Source organism: Dictyobacter alpinus, assembly GCF_003967575.1.
In the GTDB taxonomy this organism is placed as follows: Bacteria; Chloroflexota; Ktedonobacteria; order Ktedonobacterales; family Ktedonobacteraceae; genus Dictyobacter; species Dictyobacter alpinus.
In genome coordinates this window covers 810,610-823,423 of record NZ_BIFT01000002.1, presented here as the reverse complement: position 1 = coordinate 823,423, position 12,814 = coordinate 810,610, and the positions used below count along the sequence as shown (strand labels likewise).

At 49.0% G+C, this 12,814-nt stretch carries 15 protein-coding genes and 1 pseudogene; 11 read left to right on the top strand and 5 right to left on the bottom strand.

Annotated features, from left to right (window positions below; genetic code table 11):
* Nucleotides 1-50 precede the first annotated feature (50 nt).
* The gene (locus tag EL633_RS25745; protein WP_126630142.1) at nt 51-551 is read left to right on the top strand and encodes a hypothetical protein; all 501 of its coding nucleotides are present in this window, start codon (nt 51-53) and stop codon (nt 549-551) included.
* Complete coding sequence (locus EL633_RS25740; RefSeq protein ID WP_126630141.1) at nt 541-780, top strand: hypothetical protein; 240 nt, start codon at nt 541-543, stop codon at nt 778-780. Before EL633_RS25745 ends, EL633_RS25740 begins: the two co-directional genes overlap by 11 nt.
* Nucleotides 781-829: 49 nt before the next feature.
* On the opposite strand, the gene EL633_RS25735 is transcribed toward EL633_RS25740, so the two are convergent.
* The 3 genes from EL633_RS25735 to EL633_RS25725 form a co-directional block, all read right to left on the bottom strand.
* A complete protein-coding gene (locus tag EL633_RS25735) occupies nt 830-1,540 on the bottom strand; it encodes a TPR end-of-group domain-containing protein (RefSeq protein WP_161982438.1) in 711 nt (236 codons plus the stop codon).
* A gap of 206 nt (nt 1,541-1,746) precedes the next feature.
* Nucleotides 1,747-2,178, bottom strand: a complete 432-nt coding sequence (locus EL633_RS25730; protein ID WP_126630139.1) for a hypothetical protein — start codon at nt 2,176-2,178, stop codon at nt 1,747-1,749.
* A gap of 278 nt (nt 2,179-2,456) precedes the next feature.
* Nucleotides 2,457-2,828, bottom strand: coding sequence for a nuclear transport factor 2 family protein (locus tag EL633_RS25725; RefSeq protein ID WP_126630138.1), 372 nt, complete (start codon nt 2,826-2,828; stop codon nt 2,457-2,459).
* 123 nt (nt 2,829-2,951) lie between these two features.
* On the opposite strand from EL633_RS25725, the gene EL633_RS25720 reads away from it, so the two are divergent.
* The gene (locus tag EL633_RS25720; RefSeq protein ID WP_126630137.1) at nt 2,952-3,914 is read left to right on the top strand and encodes a helix-turn-helix transcriptional regulator; all 963 of its coding nucleotides are present in this window, start codon (nt 2,952-2,954) and stop codon (nt 3,912-3,914) included.
* Between the two features lie 90 nt (nt 3,915-4,004).
* Here the strand turns inward: EL633_RS25720 and EL633_RS25715 are convergent, their stop codons facing one another.
* Complete coding sequence (locus EL633_RS25715) at nt 4,005-4,823, bottom strand: GNAT family N-acetyltransferase (RefSeq protein WP_126630136.1); 819 nt, start codon at nt 4,821-4,823, stop codon at nt 4,005-4,007.
* 87 nt (nt 4,824-4,910) lie between these two features.
* On the opposite strand from EL633_RS25715, the gene EL633_RS25710 reads away from it, so the two are divergent.
* From EL633_RS25710 to EL633_RS38390, 6 genes and pseudogenes are all read left to right on the top strand, one after another.
* Complete coding sequence (locus EL633_RS25710; RefSeq protein ID WP_126630135.1) at nt 4,911-5,681, top strand: phosphotransferase family protein; 771 nt, start codon at nt 4,911-4,913, stop codon at nt 5,679-5,681.
* 63 nt (nt 5,682-5,744) lie between these two features.
* Nucleotides 5,745-6,311 carry a DinB family protein gene (locus tag EL633_RS25705; RefSeq protein WP_126630134.1) on the top strand — a complete coding sequence of 189 codons (567 nt, stop codon included), beginning with the start codon at nt 5,745-5,747 and terminating at the stop codon, nt 6,309-6,311.
* 155 nt (nt 6,312-6,466) lie between these two features.
* Complete coding sequence (locus EL633_RS25700; protein WP_126630133.1) at nt 6,467-7,639, top strand: RNA polymerase sigma factor; 1,173 nt, start codon at nt 6,467-6,469, stop codon at nt 7,637-7,639.
* Between the two features lie 75 nt (nt 7,640-7,714).
* Complete coding sequence (locus tag EL633_RS25695; protein WP_126630132.1) at nt 7,715-9,025, top strand: MFS transporter; 1,311 nt, start codon at nt 7,715-7,717, stop codon at nt 9,023-9,025.
* A 20-nt stretch (nt 9,026-9,045) separates the two neighbouring features.
* Nucleotides 9,046-9,186, top strand: coding sequence for a hypothetical protein (locus EL633_RS25690; RefSeq protein WP_246039255.1), 141 nt, complete (start codon nt 9,046-9,048; stop codon nt 9,184-9,186).
* Between the two features lie 22 nt (nt 9,187-9,208).
* Nucleotides 9,209-9,646, top strand: a pseudogene (locus EL633_RS38390) (RipA family octameric membrane protein); the annotation flags it as partial.
* A gap of 132 nt (nt 9,647-9,778) precedes the next feature.
* On the opposite strand, the gene EL633_RS25685 reads toward EL633_RS38390, so the two are convergent.
* A complete protein-coding gene (locus EL633_RS25685) occupies nt 9,779-10,915 on the bottom strand; it encodes an RNA-guided endonuclease InsQ/TnpB family protein (protein ID WP_126630131.1) in 1,137 nt (378 codons plus the stop codon).
* A gap of 562 nt (nt 10,916-11,477) precedes the next feature.
* Here EL633_RS25685 and EL633_RS25680 point away from each other — a divergent pair.
* Nucleotides 11,478-11,729 (top strand): hypothetical protein, encoded by a 252-nt coding sequence (locus tag EL633_RS25680; protein WP_126630130.1) that lies wholly within the window; start codon nt 11,478-11,480, stop codon nt 11,727-11,729.
* 31 nt (nt 11,730-11,760) lie between these two features.
* The gene (locus EL633_RS25675; protein ID WP_126630129.1) at nt 11,761-12,744 is read left to right on the top strand and encodes a trypsin-like serine peptidase; all 984 of its coding nucleotides are present in this window, start codon (nt 11,761-11,763) and stop codon (nt 12,742-12,744) included.
* Nucleotides 12,745-12,814 lie beyond the last annotated feature (70 nt).

The window sequence follows — 12,814 nt, the reverse complement described above, 5'->3', positions numbered from 1 at the left end:
CCTGCTCCATGTAGGATGATTTCTAGAAGTCAAAAAGGAGAAAAAGAGCAATGATCATTGCTATCCAATGGTTCCACGAATTCCTTGGCATCTTCTGGTTTGGTGGTTCTCTGTACCTGAACTTCATGGTGGTACCAGTGATACTTTCACTGCCCCTCGGTCAACAGCGCAATATAGCGGTTCCACTCGGTGTCCTCTCGAATCGCGTCCTCCCGCTGGTCGGAAGCCTGGTCATTCTATTGGGTGTGTTACGCGGCACGGTGTGGGGATCTGTTCAGAGTTTCGCGTTCCTTCTTGGAACGACGTATGGTTTGACCTTCCTGCTTGCCTTTCTCGTCGCCTGCGCCGTGCTTATCTGGGGCCACTTCGTCACGGGGAGAGCAGCCACGCGTCTGAATACCTTCCCACTGGCAGAAATGGCGAAACCCCAGAGTACAGGTGCGCTCGCCTTCAACGCTCAGGTGCAGCGCGTGAAGCTCTTTATTCTCATTGAACTGTTCGGCTTCTTTATCATCTTTACCTGTATGATCCTGATGCGCTTTGGACTATAAAAGAGGATATCGGCAAGAAGCTTTTTCATATCAGACCAATAAAGATGAAAGCAAAGTCTTTGTATATTGGCGCGGGAAGCAAGTAACCATCTTAAAAGATAAAGAAACGAAAAAATTTCTGCGCAAGATCGAAGGTATGGAACACAAGGAAGCTCAATTAGTGATGGCCAAATTAACCGGAAACTTTAAACGAGGCAACGAACGCGACAGCAAACGTCGGATGCTGTGATCCTTAAAAGACAGATACGACCACAGCACCCTGGGATGTACAGCTTTGCTTACACCGATTGATTGTGTAATGCAGCCAGGTCAGGATCGTTCTTTGAGCGCTCTTCGAGATTGGGAGCAAGGGTTACCGCTTCCTGTAAATGAGTGGCTGCTTGCTCCAGCTGGTTGTGCTGCGCGTAAAAGCAGGCCAGATTGTAGAGGAACCACCCTTTTACCCATTGCGGCACCTGAGCCTGAAGAATTCTGTGAGCACATCTTTCACGAACCTCAATCGCCTTCGGGAGATCGTTATGGTCGGCATAATACTGCGCGAGATGTTCTTGTTCGTGCTCATAGAGCGACCCAAGAAAGGTTGTATATAAGGGATGTTGCCCTGAAATTTCGGGGAAGCGTGTAGAGGTTAAATCGTCTTCGCTCAGTTGCCCGACCAGGGCAATAAGTTCGGCGTAGGTCTGTTTAGAGTCCGCCTGAATCTCTGACGCGGAACGCTTCTCTTGCTTCCCATATGTCGTCGCGTTAAGGAGTTCTTCATCTTCATCGGTCACTGGTATGTTCTGATGCTCTAGCAGGGCCGTTAACTTGCGGATGAGATCCTGGCGCCAGAACGTCCTATGAGCGACATGATCTTTCGCGGACCAGCGTTCCCATGTCCCATTTGCAGCACGCTCAGTCTCGCTCATCCCCTGCCAAAACGCTTCTTCATCGAGCCGCCCCTGGTGCAAAAGGTCGAGGACGATAGTTTTAACATTCTGTGTGGTCATTGATGTGCCTTTCATCGTAACAACTCAATATCTCTACTGAAAAGTATCGCACGAAAATCGGTCAAATTTGGCCCTTTTATAGGTATAAAAAAAGTATCCGCTATCTATTCATTCAAGGTAGTGCTTTTCTATACTATCTTGTTTTGTATCAACCCCAGGTTCATGCCACAATACCTTTTTTATTCTTCCTTCTCTATATATGGGGGTTAAATCTCATTCTTAGATCTGGGGGGCATCTCTATGTAAAGCAGGTTATCTCTTAGTAAGTCTTCAATCTCGTTTGTATTTTTTCGTGTGTTGGCAAAAAACGCAAGAGGCATTATGATGAGCCAAACAATTGCAATATTGACAATCACAACTGGCATGAGTATGTTATTTTGTGTAACTATGCTCAATCCTGAATTTTTAATGGAAATATAAATAATGCCAAAAGCAACAGAACAAATAGCAGTAATTGTGAATTGTACCGCACGCCATAGCTTGTATCGTTTATGCCATACTAAGTCCTGTTCATCTTTTATAGAAAGCTTGAAGTAACGATAGCTAATGTAGACGAACACTATACCAGCAATGATTGCGCTTAACCATAGCCAATTGAATGGTTTAGTAAAAAGATCTATCATTTGGACAAGTATCATACTGTTAAATCCTTTTATGAAGATATTCCAACAATTATATCACGCTACTATACACAACCTGGATTCATTCTAAGTATTTTAGACATGTAACATCGATACCTATCATCTTTCACTCCTCCGATATATAAAGAAGCCGTTCACTCTTGATCAGGGTAAACGGCTTCTTTATATATACAGGGGTTAGATCTAAGGGTTGTAAATCCCCATTGTGTGCCATGGCTTCGGAGAAGTAAAGCCCTTTGTCCTTCTCTCTAGTACCTCTTTACGTTTATCAATAATTAGAATTGATAGTCATAGTGGATGCGACCATCATTGCTTAGTAATAAGAAGACTGTGCCGACGGATGCTGCTTCGCCACCAGTTGCAGGTATCATCTCCCAGTGGAACTTTATGGCATCGTGGCGTGTTTCAATGGGGCTTGATACCTTGAAGAGAAAGCCTTCCGTTTTCACAAATTTGTCGTACGCGCTTGAGACCCGTTCCATAAGAGCTTGATGCCCTCGAATCTCACGGAGGCTGGTGAATTGCGCTCCATCTTCTGTCCACAGATCAGTAATGAGGTTGCGGCGTACGTTCTCATCCGGCTCGTTCCAGAGCGTCATATAGCGCTCCACAAGCGGGGTAAACTCTGTTATATGTTGCTGGTTCATTGATGATTCGCTCCTTTTTCTTTATCAATGTATGTCTATGTGCTGTGTGCGTATTTGAGTGTATCGTGAAAAGATGGTAAAATTGACCCTAATTAAACGCATTTTGACGCAGGAGAAAGAAAAGTGGTCTATCGTCCAACCGCTCGTGTACTAACGGTGTTAGAACTTCTGCAATCCCATGGGCGCATGACAGGTGGAGAACTTGCTCGCAGGCTGGAGGTCAATATTCGGACCGTACGGGATTATGTTGAGATGTTACAGGATCTTGGTATTCCCGTGGAGGCGGAGCGAGGTCGTTATGGCGCCTATCGTCTGCGTCCTGGCTATAAACTCCCACCCCTGATCTTTACAGAGGATGAGTCCCTTGCGCTCACGCTGAGTCTTCTCCTTGCACGTCAAGCTGGACTTGCAGCCGCAGAACCGGCTTTTGAGGGTTTACTCGCCAAGGTTGAGCGTGTCCTCCCTGAAGCGACGCGTACGCGTATTCAGGCTGTGGAACAAACAGTGATCTTTGAGAGCAGTTCTGCCCACGCCTCGCCTTCAGCTCTGGCCGTAACGGTACTAAGTTTAGCTGTCCAGACCAGGCAGCGCGTTTGCCTCCGCTATCGCTCTGCTCATGCGCAGGCCACGGAGCGGATCTTTGATCCCTACGGAGTGGTGTATCATGAAGGATTCTGGTATACCATCGGCTATTGTCACCTCCGCCAGGGGCAGCGCCTTTTTCGCCTGGATCGTATCTCGCAAGTCGAGATCCTCAAGGAAACATTTCTCTACCCGGCAGACTTTCAGGTTCTGGAGGCCGTACAGCACGCGCTCGCCTATGTTCCACGGACATGGCCAATTAAGGTCTGGTTGGGGACCACGCTGGAAGAGGTACAGCGTCAGACGCGTTTGACAAAAGCGCAGTTTGAAGAGGTCCACGACGGGGTGCTGGTGTGTGGTGATGTTGATGACCTCCCATGGGCTGCGCGTTTGCTCGCCAGTCTTGGTGTTCCTTTCATCATCCATCATCCGCCTGAATTACGAACCGCTTTAAGAGAGTATGCGCTCACATTGATACGTTATACAGACCATATCGACGCATAAGAAATCAAACTATTTGCATGCACTATCCATCAGTTTTAACCTGTTGTGTATGAAGAAGAGAGATTCTGAAATACGTGCTGAAGACATGCGCTATGTTGGTAGTTGTCTATATTGGCCGTAATAAACGGGATAGTCCAGCACCTTTTCGAAGCCTGATTTCAAGGCGGTTGCGATGGATGGCGTGTTCGTCGCCCAACAATGCCAGCCAATTTCTGTTGCTCCCCTGGCAAATGCATGCCTGCTCACTGCTGCTGTGAGCTGTGTGGCAATTCCTTTGCGTTGGTAGGCCTCGATTGTCTCAATACCCACTTCATAACGATCCTGATAGTGATATTCGGCCAGACACCAGGCGACGAGCCTATGTCCATCCTGTGCGGAGAAACCGAAATGATGACTGAAAAAGTGCTCCAGTGAAGGGCTCTCTGAATGTATCTCTTCAAGCAGAGATTGCCTGTTTATGAGCGTGGTGTCTGCTAGCATAGCCTCATCAATGCGACGTATGGTGATATGCTCTGGAAGAGGTGTATCCAGTGGCGTTAATGGTTCACGCAGGCGATAAAATTGTCGCCAGCCAGTAAAGGCTTCTTGCTTCAGAAACAACTGCTCGAGAGGTTGTGTCCATGCGCTTGCTGCGTAGTACATGACAAATCCGTAGTTTTCCGCAAGAGACTGTTGAACGAGCATGTGCATGACATCGTCGAGCAGACTTTGCTCCGGAGATCCGCCCACATAGATGCGATGCTGGTTGGAGGGGATCAAGACTGCGCTGCCCGGGTTTACAGGATCATCGACATAGATCCTTCCTGGCAGAATGCCCGCAAGGACAGTCATTACTGAAAGATGATAGGTCATTCCCTCAAACAGGGGACAGATGCTGACATACTTCTCTGGCGCTAGCAAAAAAGACATAGTGTGCTTTTTTTCCTTCCTGATTATCCTACGAGTGACAGAATATCATAGTATAGGCCTGATTGTACATTTTAGCATTGGCGCACTATCACAGTAATAGCACGCACAATTAGAGCACTCCACGCTGATCAAGAGGACCACACCTATGGCTCTCCCTATACGATTTCTCGGTGGGTTGAAGGCATCCTGGTTGATGATATCCTCGCGGGCAAAGTACAGGCGGACCTTGCGGAAGTAGGATATCGTGTTGGGGAAACACTTGCAACCATTGGCTTCTATACCTTTGCCCATGCTGGCTTTTTTCACGATGGTCTTCAGCTCGACGAACAGGAGGAAGAAGTGGTGGAGGAAGCGGATGCAGCCAAAGGATATCTAGCCTACATTTCGTCCAGTTTATTTCCTGGAAAGGCTGAGCGTTTGCTTGGTCCAGAACTTACCACACGTCTCTGGACATTGGTCACTGAAAACGCTCACCTTCTCCAGGCAACGGCACAAAGCCGGTCATTGGTGCATGCTGATTATGGTGGTTCCAATCTCCTGGTTCGACAAGAGAAGGGACACTTTGTTCTTGCCGCCGTTCTGGACTGGGAATTTGCCTTTGTTGGCTCCTCCCTCTTTGATCTGGCAAATCTCTTCCGCTACGAGTGGCAGATCCCCAACGCATTTGAAGCAGCCTGCCTGCAAGGGTTTGTCCAGCACGGTGGGGCTTTACCTCCTACCTGGAAAAAGATCACCAAACTCTTCGATTTGATTAACATCTGCACCTTTTTGCAAACGCCAGAGCCACGTGGTTCGCTGGTTGAAGATATGCTTATGTTGATCAGATGGACGCTTGAGCATTGGGACATAGAAAAATGATTCACCAGTGTTTCCGCATTCTTGATGGTTATAAAGAAAAGTAGGAAAAAGGAGGAAATGTTTATGGCTGAACAACCGTTGGAGACGCTAGTGCGTACCGCTTTGTGGCGGCAGTTTGGCGCGGCCATCGATATGCTTGAGAATGCCCTGCTGGCCTGCCCCGCCGAACTGTGGAGAGAGCACCTCTGGAGTGTTCCACCATCATCAGAGTTTCCGCAGCAGTTCTCGGAATTCTGGTATATCACCTTTCATGTGCTGGTCTTTTGCGATCTGTATCTCTCAGGTGTTCCAGAGGAGGAATTTACTCCTCCTGCTCCATTTCATCAGGGAGAGATAGATGCGGTCGAGTCGCTGCCCGAACAACCCTATACGAGGGAAGAATTGCATGCCTACCTGATAGCAACACGCCAGAAGTGCCAATCCCGACTGCTCCAGCTATCGGATGAGCAGGCACGCCTGCCAGTCTCCTATCCATGGACTGGAGGGAAGACCATCAGTTTCCTGGAGGTACAACTGCACAATTTGCGTCAGGTGCAGGAACATACGGCCCAACTCAGTCTCTTTCTCGGTCAGCACGGCATCCCAGGTGAGGCTCTTGACTGGATCCCGCGAGTGAACGAGGAACCCTGATTTTCTTTTCTTTGCAAGAGTTTTGTATGCATTACTGTTGTCCGTAAAAAATGTGTCGGGTTTCTGGTTGTTTCGGCGATATGTAAAGAGAACAGAACAAGGCTGGCGAAAAGCAGCCGGTTCAGGTACACTTGAAGGAACAAAGGATTGCCATTATGCAACACTATACATTCGCCGAAACACCCGCAGACACTGCGATCACATCCATGGAAAATCAGTTTGCTCAGGAACGCCCCCGACTGGTACGTTTCTGTGCGTACTTTACAGGCGCACCTTCTGCGGCGGAAGATCTGGCCCAGGAAACGCTGCTTGAAGCCTGGCGTAACCTGCATAAATTTACTTCACACGAACAGCCTGATGGCTTAAGCAAGTGGCTTCTGGCTATCGCACGTAACGTTTGCCTGCGCTGGAAGCGTGCTCAACAGCGGGAAAGCGCTCACATCGCTTCTTACGCGCCATATGCGATGGAGGATGGTGAGCTTGAAGAGGTTGCTGATCATGCTTTCGATCTGGAAGTTGAATTGGAGCGAGACGAATTGGCACGGCTCCTGGATCATGCCCTGAGTTTGTTACCACCAGAGACGCGTAGCGTTCTTATTGAACGCTATATCCATGAATCACCCCATGCGGATATTGCACAGCGTCTGGGTTTGAGCACGGATACGTTGGAAAAGCGTCTCTATCGGGGAAAACTGGCTCTACGACGTGTTCTCCTTGTTGATCTTGCCGCTGAAACGTCATCATTCGAACTTGCGGATCAGGATCGGGACGTCTCCACTCGTATCTGGTGTCCCATGTGCAATCGGGCGCAGTTGAAACAGTATCGTAAGCTTTCATCTGGTCGCATTGGCTTCCATTGTCCTTCCTGTTGGCATATCGCCAGTTACTATGATCACACGCTATGGGCAGGATTGCGCAACCCCAAAGCGATCCTTAACCGACAAATTGAGGCTTTGGGCAGATATTATCATCAGGCCATTTATACGCTGCACACCACCTGTTACTGTTGCCAGGACCACGCCTCTGTGCGGATTGTCCAGCCTGATGAACTTCCTCCACAGATGCATGCTTCTACCGGCATCTGTATTACGGGAACTCAGTGTGGACACCAGGCATTCAACACGTTGCCACACCTGACACTTGATATTCCCGAAACCGGGCAGTTCTGGCGCAAGCATCCACGCATGTATTGGCTCCCCGCGCAAGAGATTGAGCATGGAGGAATTCCCACGCTAGTCAGTAGCTTTCAGAGCGCAGATACCGCGGCGCGCCTGGATATTCTCTTTGAACGTGCAACACTCAAAGTGCTTGGCATTTACGAAGCCTGACCACACCGTCAACGCGCCGCTCTCTCTTTTTTTTCATCATCATGAGTTTCTATCTGCTGCTAAGGAGTCTATGTTATGCTTGCGACGCTTCGTCAGCGCAATTTTGTCTTGCTCTTTTTAGGTGGCCTTATCTCGCAAATGGGCGATTGGTTGCTCAAAATTGGTCTCCCGGTCTACATCTATACACTTACCAGTTCAGCCCTGGCGACCAGTATAACCCTGATTATCTCATTTCTTCCCACTATTGTACTTGGCTCACTGGCTGGTGTTTTTGTGGACCGCTGGGATCGACGTCGCACCATGCTGGTTGCGAACATGCTTCAGGGGCTGGGACTACTGCCCCTGTTACTGGTTTCTCGGCAGGAGGATTTCTGGTTGCTCTACCTGGTCCTCTTCTTTGAGTCCTGTGCCTCGCAGTTTGTGCTTCCTGCTGAGAGCGCGCTCATTCCTTCGCTGGTTCCTGAAGAGAATCTTCTTGCAGCCAATGCCCTCAAGTCATCGAGCTCTTATGTTGCCCGTCTGCTGGGGGCCGCTCTAGGAGGCATTCTGCTGGGACAACTTGGCCTGCACACCGTTGTGCTGCTTAATGCCGCCTCATTCTTTTTTGTGTGTCTGATGCTCTGGTTGATACGACTTCCTGCCGCTCCTCCACAGCTACACTCCTCCTCTACTCCTGTCGCAATACAAGTGGATGGACTGTCCTTTTCGCCATCGCTCATGAACGTTCTGAGCTCAGGGACCTCCAGATTAGTAAATGAATGGTTGGAGGGATTGAGTCTTATTCGGACGCGTCCCATTCTGCTCATGTTATTGAGCGCGCTTTGTCTCACAGGTCTGGGTGAAGGCATTTTCGGCGTCCTGCTGATTGTCTTTGTGCAACGCGTTCTTCATGGAGATGCCGTCGTCTACGGAGCCTTGTTGTCTATTCAAATGGTTGGCAATCTTCTCGGCACGATATGCATTACACCATTGCACAAACACGCCTCCCACCTGCTGCTTTGCTGGACGAGTTTTCTTCTCTTTGGCATTATTGATCTGCTAATCATTGACATACCCATCGTCTATCCGGGCCTCTGGCTTGTCTTTGTCCTTTTTGTTCTGGTGGGTATCCCCGGCACTATTGGTTTCGTAAGTATGCAGACGCTCTTTCAAACCCTGGTTGATGATACATTGCGCGGTCGCATCTTTGGTACTATGTTGTCGGTCAATGCTATGGTGAGCCTGGTCGGAATGCTGATAGCAGGCACTCTGGGTGATCGACTTGGTCCGGTCATCCTGCTCAATTTTCAGGGTGGCACCTATATCGCCAGCGGGCTGTTACTCTTCTTCGCTTTCCGTTTCCAATCCACGCGCAGTCCTGTGACCGATGTATCGGGAGCGAAATGATAGAAAAGGAGGAATGGTTAATGACTGAACAACCGTTGGAGATGCTAGTGCGTACCGCTTTGTGGCGGCAGTTTGGCGCGGCCATCGATATGCTTGAGCATGCCCTGCTGGCCTGCCCCGCCGAACTGTGGGAAGAGCACCTCTTAAATGAAGTAGGTTAGAGTGTCGCCCCTTTAACTCAAGATAGTCAGTGCATTCCTCAAAAAGCTAGCGCTGCTTTGCGTTTTTAGATCTATACACGAGCACTTTTTACAAGACCTGCGAGAATACTGGACCCGGACAAACTTTTATTTTCTCGTACAAGGTGCCTTGCTGGCAGCCTTCGCGACCATTTCTTCGGCTGGAAAAAGTAACACTAGTTCAGCCGAGCCTTTTTTTTGTATTTTGGGGATCGCAATTACCTGCATCTGGTTCCTGGTGGCTTTTTTAAGTATCCATTGGATAAATCGGTGGCGCAGGCAAATGCTCCATGTGAATGAAGTGATAGATAAGCATCATTTTTATACTCCTACGGTAAAAGCGGGCATGGGAAGAAAGACATATCTTCCAAATATGCTTACTCCTACTGGTGTTACGCTGTGCTTGCCTGTTCTCTTTGCCGCAAGCTGGCTCTACTTACTCCTGCTCCGATTAATGTGGTCAAACGTATGCAAGCATAGCGTGATCACATCGTTCGTTGTTGCTGCTTCACTCCCAATTGCCTCAAAGCCGGAGCTTTTTTGGTCTTACATCGAGTCCACAGCCGATTTTCCGTCATTCGTCCGAGCCAGTACCGGAGACGGCTTGATCAATGAGCCCGATCAAGCGAAGGGCTTCCTGCAGGATATTCTGGCCTGCATTGTGATCGCGATCTTGCGAAAAAAGATAGTAGGCGCAGTCAGGATTTTGGCACACGAACACGCGGTTCGCCAGCGTGATCTCATCCCATGTCCACTGGCATCCATGGCAGAGCTTGGTCGAAGGAAAAAACCGCCCGACCTTCACGACCTGCCCCCCTCGTTGATCGACTTTGCTGATTAAGAGATCCAGCAACTTGCCCAGGGCTGCATCCGAAAACGAACGAGCCAGGGTGCGATTTTTGAGGAGCCCTTTGAGATACAGATCTTCAATGCCAATGATACCATAGCAGTCTGCCAGCCGTGTCGTGAGCTTTTGAAGGACGTCATCGCGCAGGCAGGTGATGCGATAATGCAATCGTGCCACCTGACGACGTGCTTTCTCGCGATTCTTTGAGCCCTTCACACGACGGTGCAGTCGTTTGTTCGCGTGACGAAGCTTCTGGAGTGATGCTTTGAGGAATGCTTGGTTCTCGTATCCCTCTCCCGTACTCAACGTTGCCAGTCGGTTTAAGCCAACATCCACCCCAACGGCCGCGGGTCGTTTCTGAGGAACTTCATCAGGGAGTTCCACCGTGATCGAAATGAACCACCAATCAGCCTTTTTTGTCACACGAGCTCCCGTGATCTTGCCTTTGAAGCGCAGATCCTCTGCGAGATTGACCCAGCCAAGTTTGGGTATCCACACAGCGTGGTCCTTCAGCTCAAACTGATCATTAGCCAGATAAAAGCTTGGTTTGCTTTTCTTTTTGCTTTTGAATTTCGGGCGGCGAGCCTTTTTCTCAAAATAGGCCGTGAAGGCTTTGCCCAGATCGAAAAAGGGCTGGTCCGAAGCGTTCTTGGTCACGTCCCAGGTCCAGGGAAACTGTGCTCGTCTGATCGCATTAAACTGCTTCTTGAGCTTCAAAGCCGTAGGCTTCTCGCCAGCTTCAAACTGCCGATTCCACTCGGCCAGGGCCCAATTCCAGCTGAAACGGCTCACGCCAGCCGCTCTGGCGAAATAGGTCTGTTGTTCAGCTGTTGGATGGAGACGGATTTTATGTGCTCGAATCATTCCTTCTCTTCCTAGACGCGTAAGGAGCCTGTCATGCACCGTAGCATAGAACAAATATTCTTCTCTGTCAAGTCCCAAGAAATGTCCGCTCTTTTCCATCATCTGCATACATTCTCCCGCTTTTTTGACAACTGTTACTGACCTCTTTTTTCACTGATCATTAAGTATAGTGATCTATGTTCAATTTGTCATTGCAGGATGCTGTACTATTGTCCTGGAAAATCATGATACGCTAATGCAAGAAATGAGAAGCTGTTTTTGCAGGAACAGCATGCTATCTTTTCTTCACGCCTGGTCGTTGATACATGCCAAGAGTATAAGGTGATAGAATAGAATGCAAGATAAGCTTTAACTGCGTCGCTATCAAGTAACGTCCAATGGTCCTATTCGGATTTAGTAGTACCATCAGAGCTTCTTAAAATTAATAAATGCTGGTATACTTATGTAAGCTGAGGCATATTCTTGTCTCTGAGTAAAAAGCTGTTGCAGAATGCGCTTACCGTAATTATCTCTATACACATTCTATCCTTGAGAATAATCTTCGCGAAAGAAGGGGAGCATCATGGCTCGATTCAATAGATTTCTGCAAATATCCCTGCTTGGCACCATTCTCTTTAGCCTGCTGGCTGCCTGGAGGCGCCGATCGAAATCAGGTGCGAGCAATCCCGTCGTCCAGCATACGGTTGATAAGCCGGCTAGTGATGTGCTGGCTTATTGGACTCCTGAAAAAATGCGCCAGGCGGAAGGTGCCAGGATGCCGCAGGTCACTGCCCCAGATCAGCATAAAGACCATCCGCATAAGCCTCGTTCATAAGCGAGTTTGATGAAAGAGAGAAAAAGCTATCATGCGACGAAAGCCAGGGCGTATCCACCCGTTTCTGTTTGAGCGGAGTTTTCTTGGTATCCTTGCCTGTGGCTACGTGGTGTATTGGGTGGTGTTTGGGCATGTTCTCTATTCGTGGGCGTTTCCTTCCACCGATCCGGTCGTCGACCATCATATAGAGACACATGCAAGTACAGAGATTCAGTATTGGACGGTCGCGAAGATGCGTAGCGCCGTTGACGAAGATCAACAGTATAGGGGAAGTTCCAGTTCGGTCCAGGAAAAGAATAGCCCTACCCGTCCGGGTAAAGCGACCTTGAAGCAGGGACAGGCTCCTCGTGACAAAAACCTTGCGTATCCCTTATCAACGGTTGGAAAGCTCTTTTTTACTGACGATGCTGGCCACAATATGTCTTGTAGTGGGACCGCCGTCACAAGTCCCAATCGTAGCGTGGTTGATACCGCTGGCCACTGCTTCTATTACTATGGTCAGTGGATGCAAAACGTCATCTTCTGTCCTCTCTATGATAACGGCAATACGCCTTATGGCTGCTGGGCCGCGCACGATCTGGAGATTCCTGCTGATTGGATCAACGCGAATCCAGGTGATTTTCATCATGACTTTGGCATGGCCATTGTGTCTCCTAATAGCCAGGGACTGCTGACAGATGTCGTCGGAGGAGTGGGTTGGGCCTACAATCAGCCGGTCAATCGGCAATTCTACGCCTATGGCTATCCCGCCGGCTATCCTTTTGATGGTCAGAGCAGACAATCCTGTGAAGGATCTGCTGGCATGAGCTGGCAACATGGCGAGGGCACCGTCGTCTCTATCCCTTGTAATATGAATGGCGGATCCAGTGGTGGACCCTGGTTTATCAAGATCGGCAACAACTGGTATCTCAACGGCCATAACGACTTCGGTAGTAGTCTCTTACCCGAGCATATGTTCTCTCCCTATTATGATGATGCCTGGTATACGCTGTATCGCAAGGCCAGTGCATACTAGTTCTTTCTTGTCTGGCTGCCATCACCTGAAAAGGTGATGTGTGGCGTGCGATGTCCTGATATATCAGATG

Bases quoted from the DNA above. Each gene is read 5' to 3' on its own strand.
- EL633_RS25745 (WP_126630142.1), top strand. From the start codon at position 51: ATGATCATTGCTATCCAATGGTTCCACGAATTCCTTGGCATCTTCTGG.
- EL633_RS25695 (WP_126630132.1), top strand. From the start codon at position 7,715: ATGCTTGCGACGCTTCGTCAGCGCAATTTTGTCTTGCTCTTTTTAGGT.
- EL633_RS25715 (WP_126630136.1), bottom strand. From the start codon at position 4,823: ATGTCTTTTTTGCTAGCGCCAGAGAAGTATGTCAGCATCTGTCCCCTG.
- EL633_RS25735 (WP_161982438.1), bottom strand. From the start codon at position 1,540: ATGACCACACAGAATGTTAAAACTATCGTCCTCGACCTTTTGCACCAG.
- EL633_RS25680 (WP_126630130.1), top strand. From the start codon at position 11,478: ATGGCTCGATTCAATAGATTTCTGCAAATATCCCTGCTTGGCACCATT.
- EL633_RS25690 (WP_246039255.1), top strand. From the start codon at position 9,046: ATGACTGAACAACCGTTGGAGATGCTAGTGCGTACCGCTTTGTGGCGG.
- EL633_RS25685 (WP_126630131.1), bottom strand. From the start codon at position 10,915: ATGATTCGAGCACATAAAATCCGTCTCCATCCAACAGCTGAACAACAG.
- EL633_RS25705 (WP_126630134.1), top strand. From the start codon at position 5,745: ATGGCTGAACAACCGTTGGAGACGCTAGTGCGTACCGCTTTGTGGCGG.
- EL633_RS25700 (WP_126630133.1), top strand. From the start codon at position 6,467: ATGCAACACTATACATTCGCCGAAACACCCGCAGACACTGCGATCACA.
- EL633_RS25725 (WP_126630138.1), bottom strand. From the start codon at position 2,828: ATGAACCAGCAACATATAACAGAGTTTACCCCGCTTGTGGAGCGCTAT.
- EL633_RS25675 (WP_126630129.1), top strand. From the start codon at position 11,761: ATGCGACGAAAGCCAGGGCGTATCCACCCGTTTCTGTTTGAGCGGAGT.
- EL633_RS25730 (WP_126630139.1), bottom strand. From the start codon at position 2,178: ATGATACTTGTCCAAATGATAGATCTTTTTACTAAACCATTCAATTGG.